The 16380-nt window shown below is 67.5% G+C and carries 17 protein-coding genes; 9 read left to right on the forward strand and 8 right to left on the reverse strand.

Annotation, left to right across the window (positions count from 1 at the left end):
- Positions 1–14: 14 nt before the first annotated feature.
- The 3 genes from G578_RS0121745 to G578_RS0121755 are packed head-to-tail and all read left to right on the forward strand — an operon-like array spanning position 15 to position 1289.
- A complete protein-coding gene (locus G578_RS0121745) occupies positions 15–683 on the forward strand; it encodes an LON peptidase substrate-binding domain-containing protein (RefSeq protein ID WP_028796020.1) in 669 nt (222 codons plus the stop codon).
- Complete coding sequence (locus tag G578_RS0121750; RefSeq protein ID WP_028796021.1) at positions 670–909, forward strand: Trm112 family protein; 240 nt, start codon at positions 670–672, stop codon at positions 907–909. The genes G578_RS0121745 and G578_RS0121750 overlap by 14 nt, the downstream gene beginning before the upstream one ends.
- A complete protein-coding gene (locus tag G578_RS0121755; protein ID WP_051245150.1) occupies positions 906–1289 on the forward strand; it encodes a gamma-butyrobetaine hydroxylase family protein in 384 nt (127 codons plus the stop codon). The genes G578_RS0121750 and G578_RS0121755 overlap by 4 nt, the downstream gene beginning before the upstream one ends.
- Positions 1290–1361: 72 nt before the next feature.
- Here G578_RS0121755 and G578_RS0121760 read toward each other — a convergent pair whose 3' ends face one another.
- Positions 1362–2654, reverse strand: coding sequence for a UbiH/UbiF/VisC/COQ6 family ubiquinone biosynthesis hydroxylase (locus tag G578_RS0121760; RefSeq protein ID WP_245565675.1), 1293 nt, complete (start codon positions 2652–2654; stop codon positions 1362–1364).
- A 358-nt stretch (positions 2655–3012) separates the two neighbouring features.
- Between G578_RS0121760 and G578_RS0121765 the strand changes: the two genes are divergently transcribed.
- The 4 genes from G578_RS0121765 to G578_RS0121780 all read left to right on the forward strand — a co-directional run bounded on the left by G578_RS0121765 (position 3013) and on the right by G578_RS0121780 (position 8241).
- Positions 3013–3351, forward strand: coding sequence for a P-II family nitrogen regulator (locus G578_RS0121765; protein ID WP_028796024.1), 339 nt, complete (start codon positions 3013–3015; stop codon positions 3349–3351).
- 22 nt (positions 3352–3373) lie between these two features.
- The gene (locus G578_RS0121770; RefSeq protein ID WP_028796025.1) at positions 3374–4705 is read left to right on the forward strand and encodes an ammonium transporter; all 1332 of its coding nucleotides are present in this window, start codon (positions 3374–3376) and stop codon (positions 4703–4705) included.
- Positions 4706–5000: 295 nt separating this feature from the next.
- The gene (locus tag G578_RS0121775) at positions 5001–7451 is read left to right on the forward strand and encodes an FtsK/SpoIIIE family DNA translocase (RefSeq protein ID WP_038015662.1); all 2451 of its coding nucleotides are present in this window, start codon (positions 5001–5003) and stop codon (positions 7449–7451) included.
- A 139-nt stretch (positions 7452–7590) separates the two neighbouring features.
- Entirely contained in the window at positions 7591–8241 is a 651-nt protein-coding gene (locus G578_RS0121780) for a LolA family protein (RefSeq protein ID WP_038015665.1), read from the forward strand.
- A gap of 275 nt (positions 8242–8516) precedes the next feature.
- Here G578_RS0121780 and G578_RS0121785 read toward each other — a convergent pair whose 3' ends face one another.
- Together G578_RS0121785 and G578_RS0121790 are read right to left on the reverse strand one after the other, a co-directional pair.
- Positions 8517–8888, reverse strand: coding sequence for a cupin domain-containing protein (locus tag G578_RS0121785; protein ID WP_028796028.1), 372 nt, complete (start codon positions 8886–8888; stop codon positions 8517–8519).
- 30 nt (positions 8889–8918) lie between these two features.
- Complete coding sequence (locus G578_RS0121790) at positions 8919–9332, reverse strand: RidA family protein (protein WP_028796029.1); 414 nt, start codon at positions 9330–9332, stop codon at positions 8919–8921.
- A gap of 136 nt (positions 9333–9468) precedes the next feature.
- Here G578_RS0121790 and yddG point away from each other — a divergent pair, with 136 nt between their 5' ends.
- Positions 9469–10359 carry an aromatic amino acid exporter YddG gene (gene yddG / locus G578_RS0121795; protein ID WP_028796030.1) on the forward strand — a complete coding sequence of 297 codons (891 nt, stop codon included), beginning with the start codon at positions 9469–9471 and terminating at the stop codon, positions 10357–10359.
- Here the strand turns inward: yddG and G578_RS0121800 are convergent.
- The 3 genes from G578_RS0121800 to gloB all read right to left on the reverse strand — a co-directional run bounded on the left by G578_RS0121800 (position 10356) and on the right by gloB (position 12261).
- The gene (locus G578_RS0121800) at positions 10356–10802 is read right to left on the reverse strand and encodes a cupin domain-containing protein (protein ID WP_028796031.1); all 447 of its coding nucleotides are present in this window, start codon (positions 10800–10802) and stop codon (positions 10356–10358) included. The genes yddG and G578_RS0121800 overlap by 4 nt on opposite strands.
- A 7-nt stretch (positions 10803–10809) precedes the next feature.
- Positions 10810–11421, reverse strand: a complete 612-nt coding sequence (locus G578_RS0121805) for a glutathione S-transferase family protein (protein WP_028796032.1) — start codon at positions 11419–11421, stop codon at positions 10810–10812.
- 69 nt (positions 11422–11490) lie between these two features.
- A complete protein-coding gene (gene gloB / locus G578_RS0121810) occupies positions 11491–12261 on the reverse strand; it encodes a hydroxyacylglutathione hydrolase (RefSeq protein ID WP_028796033.1) in 771 nt (256 codons plus the stop codon).
- Positions 12262–12506: 245 nt separating this feature from the next.
- On the opposite strand from gloB, the gene G578_RS0121815 reads away from it, so the two are divergent.
- The gene (locus G578_RS0121815) at positions 12507–13601 is read left to right on the forward strand and encodes a mandelate racemase/muconate lactonizing enzyme family protein (RefSeq protein ID WP_028796034.1); all 1095 of its coding nucleotides are present in this window, start codon (positions 12507–12509) and stop codon (positions 13599–13601) included.
- A 157-nt stretch (positions 13602–13758) separates the two neighbouring features.
- Here G578_RS0121815 and G578_RS0121820 read toward each other — a convergent pair whose 3' ends face one another.
- Both G578_RS0121820 and sdhA read right to left on the reverse strand, forming a co-directional pair.
- Positions 13759–14538 carry a succinate dehydrogenase iron-sulfur subunit gene (locus G578_RS0121820; protein WP_028796035.1) on the reverse strand — a complete coding sequence of 260 codons (780 nt, stop codon included), beginning with the start codon at positions 14536–14538 and terminating at the stop codon, positions 13759–13761.
- 47 nt (positions 14539–14585) lie between these two features.
- Entirely contained in the window at positions 14586–16376 is a 1791-nt protein-coding gene (gene sdhA / locus G578_RS0121825) for a succinate dehydrogenase flavoprotein subunit (RefSeq protein WP_028796036.1), read from the reverse strand.
- Positions 16377–16380: the final 4 nt, after the last annotated feature.

Raw genomic sequence — 16380 nt, forward strand, 5'->3', positions numbered from 1 at the left:
AAGGCGGCGACGCGATGAGTCCAAGCCCGTTCGACCCGAGCTTCGACGAGCTGCCGGCAACCCTGCCGGTGTTTCCCCTGCCCGGCGTGCTGCTGCTGCCACGGGGAAAGCTGCCGCTGAACATCTTCGAGCCGCGTTACCTGAACATGACCCGCGACGCCCTCGCCACCGACCGGCTGATCGGCATGATCCAGCCGAAGCCGGCCGAGGGCGGTTCCGAAGCGGGGTCGCGCTGCCTCTACCGGATCGGCTGCGCCGGCCGGATCACCCAGTTCGCCGAGACCGATGACGGCCGGTTCCTGATCACCCTGACCGGAGTATGCCGGTTCGTGGTCGACGAGGAGATCGCCTCCATGCGCGGCTACCGCCGGGTCATCGCCGACTGGGGGCCGTTTGCCGGAGACCTGGAGGGCGACTGCGACGCGGAACTCGACCGTGGCCTGCTGGTCACCCGGCTCAAGCAGTATTTCGACGCCCAGGGCATCACCGCGGACTGGGGCGTGATCGAACAGACACCGGACCACCGGCTGGTCACCACGCTGGCCATGGTCTGCCCGTTCGAGAGCAGCGAGAAACAGGCTCTTCTGGAATGCGATTCGCTCAAGTCACGGGCCAGCATGATGCTGGCCCTGCTCGACATGGCGGTCGCCGATACGAGCGGAGGCGACCATGCCCGACACTAACGCGCCGGAACCGGAGTCCGGCCCCGTCGGCCCGACCGGCGCCGGGATCGACCCGAAGCTGCTGGAGATCCTGGTCTGTCCGGTGACCAAGCAGGCCCTGACCTATGACCGGGTGGCGCAGGAGCTGGTCAGCGAGAAGGCGGGCCTGGCCTTCCCGATCCGCGGCGGCGTGCCGATCATGCTGGTCGAGGAGGCGCGACGATTGGACGAGGGGTCGCCGGCGTGAGCGATCCCGGCGCCCCTGACGCCACGACCGGCGACTGGCCGACCGAACTGCGGGTCACCCGCGACCGGAGCGCCCTGGCAGTGACCTTCGAGAGCGGCGTGTCGGGGACCATCGCGGCCGAGCTGATGCGGGTGGAGAGCCCCTCGGCCGAGGTCCAGGGCCACAGTGCTGCCGGAAAGACCCTGGTGGCCGGCAAGCGCGCGGTGACCATCAAGGCGGTCGAGCCCGTGGGCAACTACGCGGTGCGGATCGTCTTCAGCGACGGCCACGACACCGGCCTGTTCACCTGGCGCTACCTGCGCAAGCTCGCCGAAGAGGGCGCCACGATGATGGCGGCCTACGAGGACGCGCTCGCCAAGGCCGGCCTGTCGCGCGGCTGAACGCATTCCAAACGCCGAATTTTCTCGCACGCTCCGGCCTTGTGCCGGGGGTGAATTAAGGTGCTAAACAGCCTAAACTGGCTCGCCGCGCAGCAGCCGCGGCAGGGTGCCCAGGGTCCCCATGGCATGGCGGATCGCGGCCCGTTTGAACATCGGGACCCGCTGCACCATCGACAGGCCGATCCGGCGGGCCGTGCGCACCGGGGCGATGTCGTTGGAGAACAGCCGGGTCAGCCCGTCGGTCGAGGCCACCATCGTCATGATATCGAAACGACGCTGGCGCTGGTAATCGCGCAGCACCGGCACGCCGCCGATGTCGAGGCCGAGACGGGCCGCGTCGGCCAGCACTTCCGCCAGCACCGCGATGTCGCGCACCCCCACGTTGAACCCCTGCCCCGCGATCGGGTGCAGGGCGTGGAAGGCGTCGCCCACCAGCGCCACCCGGTCGGCGATGCCGGACTCCGCCAGGGTCAGGGTCAGCGGATACACCGCGCGCGGCCCCACCGGACTCATCGTTCCGAGGGAATCGCCGAAGCGCTCCTCCAACGCTGCGGCGAAGCCCGCGTCGTCGAGCTGGGCGATCCGCTCGGCGACGGCGGTGCGCTCCGACCAGACCAGGGCCGACCGGTTCCGGTCGAGCAGCGGCAGCAGCGCCAGCGGCCCGCCCGGCAGGAAGCGCTCATGGGCCAGGTTCCGATGGTCTTCGGTATGGGCGATGGTGTCGACCACCGCGCTCTGGTGATAGTCGACGGTGGTGGTGCGGATGCCGGCGAGCGCCCGAACCCGCGAGCCGCGCCCGTCGGCTGCGATCACCAGCGGGGCCGAGAGCACCCGACCGTCCTCCAGGGTGAGGCAGGCCCGGCCCGCGGTGACCGCCAGGGCGGCGGCGGAGCCCGGCTCGACGAAGGTCACCCGGTCGCCATGGTCGGCGAGACGCGCCAGCAGCGAGGTCTTCAGCGCCCCATTGTCGACGATATGGCCCATCGGCTCGTCGCCGACCGTGCTGTGATCGTAGTGCAGATAGCGACTGGAGCCGGAATCGGACACCCGGATGTCATGGATCGGCCCGGCGCCGTCGGCCACGGCCTGCCAGGCGCCGAGCACGGTCATCAGCCGGCGCGAGGACAGGGAGATGGCGGTGGTGCGGATGTCGTTGCGGCCGGCGACCGCGGCGCGCGGATCGACCCGGTCGACGATGATGCTGGACAGCCCGGCCTCGGCCAGCGCCAGGGCCATGGTCAGCCCGGACAGTCCAGCTCCGACGATCACCGTGTCGGCCTCGTCCTGCGGCATGTCGCGCTTGGCCTGCGCCGGCGGAAGCCCCGTGGAAGTGCCCCGGGAGGGTCCCTTGGAAGTCGAAGCCATGGTCGGTCTCCTGATATCCCGTTCTCAGAATGGCGCGCCGGGCGCTCAGGACAAGGGGCAGATGGTCGCGTATCACGCATTTGATCTGCCTGGTTTTTAGGCAGTCCCGTTTTTTCGGCTAATTTCTGACCATTCTAATCGGGGCACGCCGCACGGCTGAACCATACCCGGCGTTTAACACCCCGGAATCAATCAATGATTCAACAAACCTCGCTTTCGGCACGCTTCTTGATGATGGAACCACTGGCCTGCATGACGCGGCCGCTCCGCTCGGCGCGCGGGCAGTACCTGGGGGGTTTCCGGACCGCGCGGGCGCCGATCGGAGTTTTGGGGAACACAAGGTGCGAGGTTGGGCGATATGAAACTCGTCATGGCCATCATCAAGCCCTTCAAGCTCGACGAAGTGCGCGAGTCGCTGACGGGCCTGGGAATCCAGGGTCTTACCGTCAGCGAAGTGAAGGGTTTCGGCCGTCAGAAGGGCCAAACCGAAATCTATCGAGGCGCGGAGTATTCCGTGAATTTCCTGCCGAAGGTCAAGGTCGAGGTCGTCGTTGCCGACGACATGGTCGGCCAGGTGGCGGAGCAGATCCAGAAGTCGGCGAATACCGGCCGGATCGGCGACGGCAAGATCTTCGTGCTGGACGTGGCCCAGGCGGTTCGTATCCGCACGGGCGAAACCGACGCGGACGCGCTCTGAGTAGCGGCGGGGAGCACAATCGATGAAGAAGTTCATGTCCTTCAGCCTGCTGGCCCTCGCGGCGTCCGTCGCGACGGTTGGCTTCACCAAGAGCGCCTCGGCCGAAGTCTCGATCGAGACCGCGTTCATTTTCAACACTTTCTCCTTCGCCTTCCACGGCGCATTGGTCATGTGGATGGCCGCCGGCTTCGCGATGCTCGAGGCCGGACTGGTCCGCACCAAGAACACGACCATGCAGCTCACCAAGAACGTGTCGCTCTATTCGATCGCCGGTCTGATGTACTGGGTGATCGGCTACAACCTTATGTATGCCGACGTTTCCGGCTTCTTCGGCGTCCCGGGCCCGTGGTCGGCCGCCGATCCGTTCGACGCCGAGGGCGCGTTCACCGGTGACGACGCCGCCGGCTACGGTGCGGCCTCCGACTGGTTCTTCCAGATGGTGTTCGTGGCCACGGCCGCCTCGATCGTGTCCGGCACCCTGGCCGAGCGCATCAAGCTGCTGCCGTTCCTGATCTTCACGGTCGTTCTGACCGGTATCCTCTACCCGATCCAGGGGTCCTGGAGCTGGGGTGGCGGCTGGCTGTCCGAGGCCGGCTTCCTGGACTTCGCAGGCTCGACCATCGTGCACTCCGTGGGTGGCTGGGCGGCTCTGACCGGCGCCATCATCCTCGGCGCCCGCAAGGGCAAGTACGGGGCCGACGGCTCGATCAACCCGATGCCGGGCAGCAACCTGCCGCTGGCCGCGCTGGGCACGTTCATCCTGTGGATGGGCTGGTTCGGCTTCAACGGCGGTTCGCAGCTCGCCATGGGCTCCGCCGCCGACGTGGTCGCCATCGCGACCATCTACATGAACACCAACCTGGCCGCCGCGGCCGGCGTGGTGATCGCCCTGATCCTCACGGGGATCATGTACAAGAAGGTCGACCTGACGATGCTGCTCAACGGCGCGCTGGGCGGCCTTGTGGCGATCACGGCGGAGCCGCTGGCCCCGTCGCCGTTCCTGTCGATCATCATCGGCGGTATCGGCGGCGCGCTGGTCGTGTTCGCGGTGCCGCTGCTCGACAAGCTGAAGATCGACGACGTGGTCGGTGCCATCTCGGTCCACCTCGTCGCCGGCATCTGGGGCACGATCGCGGTCGTGTTCTCCAACGGCGATGCGACGATCGGCGGTCAGCTGACCGGCATCGTCGGTGTGGCGGTCTTCATGATCATCACCTCGGCCATCCTGTGGTTCATCCTCAAGCTGATCTTCGGCCTGCGGCCGAGCGAAGAGGACGAGGCCCTGGGTCTGGACCGTGCCGAGAACGGCATGGAGGCCTATCCGGAGTTCGGTCGCGGTTCCCAGACCTTCTGATCAGGGACCGATCGACCAATCCAATAGCGGGACCGCTCCGGCGGTCCCGCTCCCCAGGCGGCAGGGTCCTTTCGACGCCGCACTCTCCCATAACTCGGGCTCGATGCTGGTCATCGGGCCCGCTTTCTGTTTGAGAGGATTCGATTTTTTCTTATCTTCCCTGTGAAGGTTGCCCGCTAACTCCCTGTCGTATAGAGTTGTTCGGCGTTTGGAACAAACCCGATACGCGTGAACCGCCCGGAGTTGGCCCTCCGGCGGCACCGCGCGTCTCCGAGATCTGGGAGGGCTGAGGCGCATGGCACGGGCGTCCGGCGGCAATGAGAATCGAACCCTTCTGCCGGTCGAGGCGACCCGGTACCTGCAGCGGCGCGGCGAAGAGGCGGGCGGTCTGGCGCTGATCGCCGCCGCCGGTCTGCTGGCGGCCACCATCGGCGCCTATGACCCGGCCGATCCCTCGCTCAACGCGGCGGGGTCCGGCGCGATCTCCCATCCCTTCGGCTTCGTCGGCGCGGTAATCGCCGACCTGCTGCTGCAGTCGCTCGGCGCCGCCAGCGCCCTGCTGGCGCTGATCCCGGCCGTCTGGGGCTGGCGGATCCTGCGCCACGAGCGGGTCGGACGCTGGCCCCTGCGCATCGCCCTGCTGCCCCTGTCCATGGTTCTGGCGACCGCCGCCCTGGCGCTGATCACCCCGCCCGCCGCCTGGCCGCTGCGCGCCGGGCTCGGCGGCTTCCTCGGCCCGATCGTGCTGACCCCGGCCGGCGCTGTCGCCGCCCAGCTCGCCCCGATCGGCGGGCTGCTGCCGGTGGCGATCCTGTCCGGCCTCCTGGCTCTGGCCGCCGGCCTCTGGTCCGCCGGCATCGGCCTGATCGAGGCCATCCGGGGTGTCATAGGCCTGTTCCGCCACGCCGCCAGCGGTGCGGCCAGCGGCGCCCGCATGGGCGCCCGTGGCGCCGAGGCCGGTGTGCGGCTCGGTGCCCGGCTCGGCGCCGGTTTCAGCGCCGGCGTGCGCCGCAAGGAGCCGCGCCTGGACGGCGGCGATGGCGAGGACGACGAGGGCGACGTCCCCTGGAAGGAAGAGCGCCGCGAGACGGAGGCACCGCGCCAGGCCGTGCGCGCCGCCAAGGCGGCCGCCGACCGGCCGGCCGAACCGTCGATGCGCCGGGTGGAGAAGCCCGCCAAGACCGCCAAGCCGCGCCAGGCCACCCAGCGCCAGTTCGACCTCGGTCCGAATGACGGCAGCTACGTCTATCCCGAGCTCGACCTGCTGACGGATCCGCCGGCGCAGACCACCGGCCCGGACGAGGATTCCCTGGAGCAGAACGCTCGCATGCTGGAAAGCGTGCTGGCCGATTTCGGCGTGAAGGGAACCATCGGCAAGGTCCGCTACGGCCCGGTGGTCACCCTGTACGAACTGGAGCCGGCCCCCGGCACCAAGTCGTCGCGGGTGATCGGCCTGTCCGACGACATCGCCCGCTCCATGAGCGCGGTCTCGGTCCGCGTCGCCGTGGTCCCGGGACGCAACGTGATCGGCATCGAGTTGCCGAACGCCCGGCGCGAGACCGTGTATTTCCGCGAGGTGCTGGAATCCGACTCGATCAACAGCTCCTCGCACAAGCTGGCGATCGCCCTGGGCAAGGATATCGGCGGCACGCCGATCGCCGTCGATCTCGCCCGCATGCCGCACCTGCTGATCGCCGGCACCACCGGCTCGGGCAAGTCGGTGGCGGTGAACACGATGATCCTGTCGCTGCTCTACCGGCTGCCGCCGGAGCGCTGCCGCTTCATCATGATCGATCCCAAGATGCTGGAGCTGTCGGTCTATGACGGCATCCCGCATCTGCTCTCCCCGGTCGTGACCGACCCGAAGAAGGCGGTCGTCGCGCTGAAATGGACCGTGCGCGAGATGGAGAGCCGCTACCGGGCCATGTCGAAGCTCGGCGTGCGCAACATCGACGGCTACAACGCCCGCATCGCCGAGGCGGTGAAGAAGGGCGAGGTGCTGAAGCGCCGGGTGCAGACCGGCTTCGACGCCGACAGCGGCAAGCCGGTCTTCGAGGAGGAGCCCCTCGACCTGGTGCCCCTGCCCTATATCGTCGTGGTGATCGACGAGGTGGCCGACCTGATGCTGGTCGCCGGCAAGGATATCGAGGGCGCGGTCCAGCGTCTGGCGCAGATGGCGCGCGCCGCCGGCATCCACGTCATCATGGCGACCCAGCGTCCCTCGGTCGACGTCATCACCGGCACGATCAAGGCGAACTTCCCGACCCGGATCTCGTTCCAGGTCACCTCCAAGATCGACAGCCGCACCATCCTGGGCGAGCAGGGGGCCGAACAGCTCCTGGGCATGGGCGACATGCTCTACATGGCCGGCGGCGGGCGCATCACCCGCGTGCACGGGCCGTTCTGCTCCGACGAGGAGGTGGAGGACGTGGTCCGCCACCTGAAGACCCAGGGCGAGCCGGAATACGACGAGACCATCACCGAGGACGACGACGGGGTCGGCGATCCGCTCGGCTTCTCCGGCGCCGGCGAGGGCGGCGGATCCGGCGACGAACTCTACGATCAGGCGGTGGCGATCGTGGCGCGCGAGGGCAAGGCGTCGACCAGTTTCATCCAGCGCCACCTGAAGATCGGCTACAACCGGGCGGCCACCCTGATCGAGCGCATGGAATCCGAGGGCGTTGTCAGCCAGGCCAACCATGTGGGCAAGCGCGAGGTCCTGGTCGGCGACCATTCGGCCGAGTAGCGGTTAGGTTAGGCCGAGTGCCGCTTCGGCCGACCGCGGCTTCGGGCGGCGCACAGGCAGAGTGTCGTGGCGCAATCGTGACGCGGCCGTCTCCGATTTGCCGCTTGCCATTCGCCCCGCGACACGCCAAGTCAGCGACATGATCCGAGCACGCTCCCTCCTCGCCGCCCTGCTGTTCACCGTCGCCGCCGCCGGGGGTGTCGCAGGGGTACCCGCTTCCGCCGTCGCCCAGGGGCTCACCGCCGAACAGCGGGCGGAAGTCCAGCGGGTGGAGGACTACTTCAACCAGCTCACCAGCATGCGCTCGACATTCCTGCAGGCGAGCTCGACCGGGCTGGTCGCCCGCGGGGTGGTCTGGCTGGAGCGCCCGGGCCGCATGCGGTTCGAATATGCCCCGCCCTCGCCGGTGCTGATCACCGCCGACGGAATCTGGCTCACCTACCAGGACAACGACCTGGAGCAGACCACCCAGATCCCGCTGATCTCCTCGCCGCTTTCGGTGCTGGTCTCCGACGAGGTCGACCTGATGGACGAGCTGGTGGTCGAGGACGTGCAGAAGGGCTCCAACGTGATCCGTCTGCAGCTTCGCCAGCGCGACGATCCGGATCAGGGCAACGTGATCCTGACCTTCCAGGACAATCCGCTGTCCCTGAAGCAGTGGATCATCACCGACGCCCAGGGCGTGGAGGTGAAGGTGGCGCTGCTCGACCCGGTCTTCGGCCTGGACCTTCCGCCGGACCTCTGGCGTCCGAACGATTTCGGCCGGCCGTCGGACGACGTGGGGCGCTAGAGCAGATCGTGCGGTGACGGGATCACTTGGTGATCGCGTCACCGTGCGTGAATCTGCTCTATCTTGTTGTTTCAGAGACAAATTCACCGACCATATTGAGTCATTTCATGATTCAATATGGTCGGATTTGGCTCTAGAGTGCGATCGGTTCAGATCGAAACGATCCGTACCGTGAATCGCCCTCTATCCCATTAAAGATAGAGCACATTCCGCTTCTTCCCATCCCACGGCGCACTCCGGCCTTGGTGCGCGTATCGAGGGACCGCGCTTCCGCCTCACAGAAACTTGTTGGGCTTCAGAAACGTTCCCAGCAGCAGCGCCCCGTTCCGCGACTTCGCCACATGCCTGGAACCCGCCGGCCGCCAGACGAAGTTGCCGGCCGTCACCTCGCCCTCCTCGTCCTCGATGGAGCCTTCCAGCACGAAGGTCTGCTCGATGCGGGTGTGCTCGTGCAGCGGCAGCTCCGAGCCGGGCGCCCATTTGAACAGGGCGGTCAGCAGCCCGCTCTCCTCGTCCTTCAGCAGGATCTTCCATTCCACGCCGGGATAGGGGGTCGGCTCCCAGTCCATACCGTCCACATCGACATAGCGTGAGGCCAGCGGGTCGAGTCCGTTGTGGTTCGCAGCCTTCGGGGTCACGGCGGTCATGGTTTCCTCCTCCAGTCGTGTTGGGTGTCGCTAATCCTCTTGCGGGATCACGGCGATCACGTCGATTTCCATCAGCCATTCCTCTTTGGCGAGCCCGGCGACCATCAGGCCGGTGGAGACCGGATAGACGCCCTTCAGCCACCTGCCGACGGTGCGATAGACCGGCTCGCGATCCTCGCGCCGGGTGATGAAGATGGTGATCTTGACGATATCCTCCAGCCGCGCGCCCGCCTCGGTCAGCAGGGTCTCCACGTTGCGCATCGCCTGGTCGGTCTGGGCGGCCGGATCGTCGCGGCCCACCAGGTTGCCGTCGAAATCGGTGCCGACCTGGCCGCGCAGATAGACCGTGCCGTTGGCGACCACCGCCTGGCACAGGTCGTTGTCGAGCGCCTGGTCGGGATAGGTGTCGCGGGTGTTGAACTTGCGGAGTCGCGTATGCGGCATGTCGGGTACACCATGAGAACGGGATTTTAGCGATTGTTTCGTGTGGCAGCGTTCCCGGCAAGCGCGTAAACCGAATGGCTCCCGCCCACGCATGCCAGCCAGCCCATAGGTTCCCCCCCCCGATGACCGACGCCGCATGACCCGAGGCCGCGCCACCCTGATCGGTTTCACCGCCGTGCTGAGTTGGGCGCTGCTCGCCCTGTTCACCGCCCTGTCCGGCGACGTGCCGCCGTTCCAGCTCCTGGCGATGACGTTCAGCGTCGCCACGGCGATCGGCATCGTCGGCTCGCTGGCCCGGGGGAGCTCGCCGCTGGCCCATCTGCGCCAGCCGGCGCCGGTCTGGCTGCTGGGGGTCGGCGGGCTGTTCGGCTATCACTTCTTCTACTTCCTGGCCCTGCGCAACGCGCCGGCGGTGGAGGCGAGCCTGATCGCCTATCTCTGGCCGCTGCTGATCGTCGTGTTCTCCGCCCTGCTGCCGGGCGAGCGGCTGCGCTGGTTCCATGTGGGCGGCGCCCTGCTCGGTCTCGCCGGCGCGGCCCTGCTGGTCACCAAGGGCCAGAGCCTGGAGATCGACCCGCGCTACACGCTGGGCTACATCGCCGCCGGGGTCTGCGCCCTGACCTGGTCGAGCTATTCGGTCGCCTCGCGTCGTTTCGGACACGTACCGACCGATGCGGTCGGCGGGTTCTGCGCCGCGGCCGCGATTCTTGCCATCCCCTGCCACCTGATCTTCGAGACCACGGTCTGGCCGCAGACCACGATCGAGTGGCTGGCGGTGCTGGCCTTGGGACTGGGCCCCGTGGGCGGGGCGTTCTTCACCTGGGACATCGGTGTGAAGAAGGGCGACATCCAGGTGCTCGGCGCCTCCTCCTACGCCGCCCCGCTGTTGTCGACCCTGGTCCTGGTTGCGGCCGGTCTGGCGCCGGCGACACCGGAGGTGGCGATCGCCTGCGTGCTGATCGTCGGCGGCGCGGTGCTGGCGGCACACCGCATGTTGCGGCGCCAGGTGGCGGATCCGGCGCTCTAGCTTCCGGCAGTCCTCGGCACCGGGCGCCAGTCCGGCGGGGCCATCTCGAAGCCGGAGAACTCGAAGGCCGGGGCCACCGTGCAGCCGCACAGGGTCCAGCGGCCCAGGCTCTCAGCCGTCTGCCACCAGCCGGGCGGCACCACCACCTGGGGCGTCTGGCCGGCCAGCACGTCGGCGCCCAGCGTATGGGCCTCGGCGTCGTGGCCATTCGGCGACAGGGTCAGCACCAGCGGCGCGCCGGCATAATGGTGCCAGATCTCCGTCGCGTCTGTGACCCGGTGCCAGGCGGACAGCTCGCCCGCCGACAGCAGATAGTAGATTTGGGTCACCGCCCCGCGTCCGCCGCCTTCCGGGGCGTCGCGGTAGGTCTCCTTGTACCAGCCGCCTTCCGGATGGGCCTGGAGGCCCATCCGGTCGATCAGTTTCTTGACCTCGTCATCCATCGTCGGCTCACCCAACCGGCTTGGTGGCCTGCATGGACGGCCGGGCGGAGAACCGCTCGTACCAGGTGGCCAGCGCCCGGTTCTCGCCGCGCCAGTCCTTGTCCGGGAACCGGAAGTCGAGATAGCCGAGGGCGCAGCCAGCGGTGATGGTGCCGATATCGACCCGGTCGCCGAAATCCTCCGACCAGGTGTCGAGCGCGGCCAGGGCGCCGTCGACCTTGCTCATCTGGGCGTCGGTCCAGGGCTTGTAATGCAGCTCTTCCGGCCGGATCCGGCCCTCGTAGATGATCAGCAGGGCGGCATCCAGCAGGCCGTCGGCGGCCGCCTGGACGCGCAGGGCGTGCCAGCGGGCGTTGCCCGGCTCCGGGAACACCTTCGGGCCCTCGTGCTGGCTGTCCAGGTACTCGCAGATCACCGGCGAGTCGAACAGCGACAGGCCGTCATCGGTCACCAGGGCCGGGATCTTCTTCACCGGGTTGGCCTTGGCCACGTCGGCATCGGGAGCGCCGGGCGCCGTCTTCACTGCCTCCAGCTCGATCTGGTCGATCAGCCCGGTCTCGTGGGCGACCACCACGACCTTGCGGACATAGGGAGAGGCGGGGGACTGGTAGAGCTTCATCTGGGTTTCCTCACAGGAAATACCCCGGGTCGATGCGGCCAGGGGGTCTTGGTTGGCGATGCGGATCGGTCAGAAGTTGTCCTTGCCCTTGCGCACGGCGGCGAAGACGTCCACCGGATCGGCGCCGGGCTTGCCCACGGCGGCGGCGATCGCCGGATCGTCGGCCCGCAGGAACGGGTTGATCGTCTTCTCCTGGCCGAGCAGGGAGGGAATCGTCGGCTCGCCGTTGGCTCGCTGTTCCTCGATCTCCTTGGCCCGCGCCTTCAGGGCGTCGTTGTCGCCGTCGATCGACAGGGCGAACTTCGCGTTGGCGGCGGTGTATTCGTGGCCGCAATAGATGTAGGTCGTGTCGGGCAGCTTGCGCAGCTTGGTGAGCGAGTCCCAGAACTGGGCCGGCGTGCCCTCGAACATCCGCCCGCAGCCGAGCGAGAACAGGGTGTCGCCCGGGAACAGCGCGTCGCTGTCGGCGAAATACAGGGAGATATGGCCGGTGGTGTGACCCGGCGTATCGAACACCTGGGCGGTATGGCCGGCGAAGTCGTAGGTGTCGCCCTCGGCCACGGTGACGTCCATGTCCGGGATCCGGGCCGCCTCGGCCTTCGGCCCGACCAGGGTGGCGCCGTACTTGGCCTTCAGCGCCTCGTTGCCGTCGATATGGTCGGCATGGTGGTGGGTGTTGAGGATATGGGTCAGCTTCCAGCCGCGCTCGGCCAGGGCCGCCTCCACCGGGGCCGCCTCGCCGGGATCGACCACGGCGGTCGCACCGGAGGCCGCGTCGTGCAGCAGATAGACGTAATTGTCCGACAGGGCCGGGACGAGAACGATTTCGAGAGCAGGCATCGGCGGTTTTCCTCGCGTTCTTGTGGCAGTTCGGTGCTGCACGCTGAGATGGGGTGTTTGGTCCCGGTGTCGAGACGGCACGGTCGATCGGATGAGCGGCCGGAACCCTAGCACCGTCCCTCCGAGGCGGCCAATCGGTCATTGGACGCGCCGGATCAGTGCCAGATGCGGGCTCGACAGGACGCGCCCCGCGCAGCCTAAGATGGCGGACAATCACAAACACCATCGTTCCCGGGAGGACGCCCATGAAGATCGCCGCCGTCGAGGCCATTCCGCTCCGCATCCCCTTCAGCCATAGCGGCGAGACCAAGGCCTTCGCGACGGGCAGTTGGGCGATGCTGGACACCTGTCTGGTCAAGGTGACGACCGATACCGGCCTGGTGGGCTGGGGCGACGCCTTCGCCTACCACTGCCTGGACGCGGTGACCGCGGCGGTGGAGCACATGATCGCGCCGGCCGCGATCGGCGAGGACGCCACGGACATCGTCGGGCTGAACCACCGGCTGCAGCAGAAGATGCACCTGTTCGGCCGCCACGGGATCACCATCTTCGCGATCTCCGGCCTCGACCTGGCCCTGTGGGACATCGCCGCCAAGGCCGCGAACATGCCGCTGTGCCAGCTCTTCGGCGGCTCGCCCTCGGCCAAGCTGCCGGCCTATTCGTCGCTGTTCATCCTGCGCGACCAGGAGGCGGTCGTTAAGGATGTGAAACAATCCCTCGAGGAGGGGTACAAGTACATCAAGCTGCACGAGATCGCCGCCGAGGAAGTGGGGGCCGCGCGCGAGGCGGCCGGCGACGACATCCCGATCATGGTCGACACCAACTGCCCCTGGACACCGGATCAGGCGCGGCGCATGGCGGTGGAACTGGACGCCTTCGACCTGCACTGGCTGGAGGAACCGATCTTCCCGCCGGAGGATTTCGCCAGCCTCGCCCATCTGCGGCGCGAGACCGGGGTGCCGATCGCGGCCGGCGAGAACTGGTGCACGGCGATGATGTTCGGCCAGGCGGTCCAGGCTGGTGCCGTCGACTATGCCCAGCCCAGCGTGACCAAGGTCGGCGGCATCACCGAGTTCCGCAAGACGGCGGCGCTCTGCGAGGCGGCCGGGGTGCAGGTGATGCCGCACTCGCCATATTTCGGGCCGGGCTTCCTGGCGACCCTGCACCTGGCGGCGGGTCTGGCCAATCCGGGGCTGATCGAGCGGTTCTACATTCGCCCGGAGGCGATGCTGTACCAGCGCTGGCTCGACCCGGTGGACGGGTTCTTCGCGGTCCCCGACATGCCGGGGCTGGGACCGGAGCCGGACGCGGACGTGATCAAGGAGTATGGGGTGCGGTAGAGCGCTGAACTCTCCTCTCCCGTATTCACACACTCCCCGGATTCATTCCGGGGAGTGTGAAAAGGGGAGGGGGACACAAACAAAACCCGGCGCCTTGAGGGCACCGGGTTTGATGTTGCCGTGACGAAGGAAGATCCCGCGGGATTCGCCGCTCCATCTACTGGCGCAGCACCATGAGCTTCTTGATCTCGGCGATCGCCTTGGCCGGGTTCAGGCCCTTCGGGCAGGTCTTGGTGCAGTTCATGATCGTGTGGCAACGGTACAGGCGGAACGGATCCTCCAGCGCGTCCAGACGGTCGCCGGTGCGCTCGTCGCGGCTGTCGGCGATCCAGCGATAGGCCTGCAGCAGCACGGCCGGGCCCAGATAACGGTCGCCGTTCCACCAGTAGCTCGGACACGAAGTGGTGCAGCAGAAGCACAGGACGCATTCCCACAGCCCATCAAGCTTCTCGCGCTCCTCCGGCGACTGCCGGCGCTCCTCGGTCGGCGAGGGCGGGGTGTCGGCCTGCAGCCAGGGCTCCACCGAGGCGAGCTGCGCGTAGGGCACCGAGAGATCGGGGACCAGGTCCTTGATCACCGGCATGTGCGGCAGCGGATAGATGTGGACGTCGCCCTTCACATCCTCGATCGGCTTCAGGCAGGCCAGCGTGTTCGTGCCGTCGATGTTCATCGAGCACGACCCGCAGATGCCCTCGCGGCACGACCGGCGGAAGGTCAGCGTGGTGTCGATCTCGTTCTTGATCTTGATCAGCGCGTCCAGAACCATCGGCGCGCAATCGTCCATGTCGATCTCGTAGGTATCGAGACGGGGATTGGCACCCTTGTCCGGGTCGTAGCGGTAGATCTTGAACTTCTTGACCCGCTTGGCTCCGTCCGGCGCCTTGTAGGTGTCGCCGATCTTGACCTTGGAATTCGCGGGCAGAGTGAACTCGGCCATCGGTGTTTTTCCTTCGCTATCTGGCTATCCGGTGCGGCGGGCGCGGCTCAGTAGACGCGCGCCACCGGCGGGATCACCTCGACCTCGTTCGAAAGCGTGTTCATGTGGACGTCGCGATACGAGACCCGGGTCTCGTTCTTGTCGTTCAGCCACATGACCGTGTGCTTCATCCAGGTGTCGTCGTCGCGGTCCGGGAAGTCCTCATGGGCGTGCGCACCCCGGCTCTCCTGGCGCAGCGACGCCGAGTTCAGGGTGACGATCGCCTGACCCATCAGGTTGTCGAGCTCCAGGGTCTCGACCAGATCGGTGTTCCAGATCAGCGACTTGTCGTTGACGCCCACATTCGGCATCGAGTTCGCCACCTCGTGGATCTTCTTCAGGCCGTTCTCCATGAGCTCGGTGGTGCGGAACACCGCGGCATGGGTCTGCATGGCGCGCTGCATGTCGAGCCGCACCTCGCCGGAGCGGAGCTCGCCCTTGGCATTGCGGATCCGGTCGAGTCGGGCGATCGCCTTCTCGGTGGAATCCTTGGTGATCGGCTTGTGGCCCTCGCCCGGCTTCACCGTCTCGGCGGCGCGGTGGGCGGCGGCACGGCCGAACACCACGATGTCGAGCAGCGAGTTGGTGCCCAGGCGGTTGGCGCCGTGCACCGACACGCAGGCTGCCTCGCCGATCGCCATCAGGCCCGGGACCACCCGGTTCGGATCGTCGGCGGTCGGGGAGATGACCTCGCCGTGATAGTTCGTCGGGATGCCGCCCATGTTGTAGTGCACGGTCGGCAGCACCGGGATCGGCTCCTTGGTCACGTCGGAGCCGGCGAAGACCTTGGCAGTCTCCGAGATGCCCGGCAGGCGCTGGTGCAGGACGTCGGGGTCCAGGTGCTCCAGGTGCAGCATGATGTGGTCGCTGTTCGGACCCACGCCGCGGCCCTCGTTGATCTCGATGGTCATCGCCCGGCTGACCACGTCGCGCGAGGCCAGGTCCTTGGCGGTCGGCGCGTAGCGCTCCATGAAGCGCTCGCCTTCGGAGTTGGTGAGGTATCCGCCCTCGCCGCGCGCGCCCTCGGTGATCAGGCAGCCGGCGCCGTAGATGCCGGTCGGGTGGAACTGCACGAACTCCATGTCCTGCAGCGGCAGGCCGGCGCGCAGCACCATCGCGTTGCCGTCGCCCGTGCAGGTATGCGCCGAGGTGCAGGAGAAGTAGGCGCGGCCGTAGCCGCCGGTCGCCAGCACCGTCTGGTGGGCGCGGAACCGGTGGATGGTGCCGTCCTCCAGGCACAGCGCCATGACGCCGACGCACTCGCCTTCCTCGCTCATGATGAGGTCGAGGGCGAAATACTCGATGAAGAACTCGGCGTTGTTGCGCAGCGACTGCTGATACAGCGTGTGCAGGATCGCGTGGCCGGTGCGGTCGGCGGCGGCGCAGGCGCGCTTGGCCATCGACTTGCCGTGGTTCAGCGTGTGGCCGCCGAACGGCCGCTGGTAGATCTTGCCTTCCTCGGTGCGCGAGAACGGCACGCCGAAATGCTCGAGCTCGATCACCGCCGGAATGGCGTTGCGGCACATGTACTCGATCGCGTCCTGGTCGCCGAGCCAGTCGGAGCCCTTGACCGTGTCGTACATGTGGAACTTCCAGTTGTCCCCCTCGCCCATGTTGTCGAGCGCGGCACCGATGCCGCCCTGGGCGGCAACGGTGTGGCTGCGGGTGGGGAACACCTTGGTGATGCAGGCCGTCTTCAGCCCTTCCAGAGACATGCCGAGCGTGGCGCGCAGACCGGCGCCGCCGGCCCCGACGACGACCACGTCGTACTCGTGTTCGATGATGGGATAGGCGTCCATGATC

This window comes from Thalassobaculum salexigens DSM 19539 (assembly GCF_000423805.1).
GTDB classification, from domain to species: domain Bacteria; phylum Pseudomonadota; class Alphaproteobacteria; order Thalassobaculales; family Thalassobaculaceae; genus Thalassobaculum; species Thalassobaculum litoreum.

What these genes read in the sequence shown, in the direction of transcription:
- G578_RS0121745 (WP_028796020.1), top strand. Translation starts at nt 15, where the DNA reads ATGAGTCCAAGCCCGTTCGACCCGAGCTTCGACGAGCTGCCGGCAACC.
- G578_RS0121750 (WP_028796021.1), top strand. Translation starts at nt 670, where the DNA reads ATGCCCGACACTAACGCGCCGGAACCGGAGTCCGGCCCCGTCGGCCCG.
- G578_RS0121760 (WP_245565675.1), bottom strand. Translation starts at nt 2,654, where the DNA reads ATGGCTTCGACTTCCAAGGGACCCTCCCGGGGCACTTCCACGGGGCTT.
- G578_RS0121765 (WP_028796024.1), top strand. Translation starts at nt 3,013, where the DNA reads ATGAAACTCGTCATGGCCATCATCAAGCCCTTCAAGCTCGACGAAGTG.
- G578_RS0121770 (WP_028796025.1), top strand. Translation starts at nt 3,374, where the DNA reads ATGAAGAAGTTCATGTCCTTCAGCCTGCTGGCCCTCGCGGCGTCCGTC.
- G578_RS0121775 (WP_038015662.1), top strand. Translation starts at nt 5,001, where the DNA reads ATGGCACGGGCGTCCGGCGGCAATGAGAATCGAACCCTTCTGCCGGTC.
- G578_RS0121780 (WP_038015665.1), top strand. Translation starts at nt 7,591, where the DNA reads ATGATCCGAGCACGCTCCCTCCTCGCCGCCCTGCTGTTCACCGTCGCC.
- G578_RS0121785 (WP_028796028.1), bottom strand. Translation starts at nt 8,888, where the DNA reads ATGACCGCCGTGACCCCGAAGGCTGCGAACCACAACGGACTCGACCCG.
- G578_RS0121790 (WP_028796029.1), bottom strand. Translation starts at nt 9,332, where the DNA reads ATGCCGCATACGCGACTCCGCAAGTTCAACACCCGCGACACCTATCCC.
- yddG (WP_028796030.1), top strand. Translation starts at nt 9,469, where the DNA reads ATGACCCGAGGCCGCGCCACCCTGATCGGTTTCACCGCCGTGCTGAGT.
- G578_RS0121800 (WP_028796031.1), bottom strand. Translation starts at nt 10,802, where the DNA reads ATGGATGACGAGGTCAAGAAACTGATCGACCGGATGGGCCTCCAGGCC.
- G578_RS0121805 (WP_028796032.1), bottom strand. Translation starts at nt 11,421, where the DNA reads ATGAAGCTCTACCAGTCCCCCGCCTCTCCCTATGTCCGCAAGGTCGTG.
- gloB (WP_028796033.1), bottom strand. Translation starts at nt 12,261, where the DNA reads ATGCCTGCTCTCGAAATCGTTCTCGTCCCGGCCCTGTCGGACAATTAC.
- G578_RS0121815 (WP_028796034.1), top strand. Translation starts at nt 12,507, where the DNA reads ATGAAGATCGCCGCCGTCGAGGCCATTCCGCTCCGCATCCCCTTCAGC.
- G578_RS0121820 (WP_028796035.1), bottom strand. Translation starts at nt 14,538, where the DNA reads ATGGCCGAGTTCACTCTGCCCGCGAATTCCAAGGTCAAGATCGGCGAC.
- sdhA (WP_028796036.1), bottom strand. Translation starts at nt 16,376, where the DNA reads ATGGACGCCTATCCCATCATCGAACACGAGTACGACGTGGTCGTCGTC.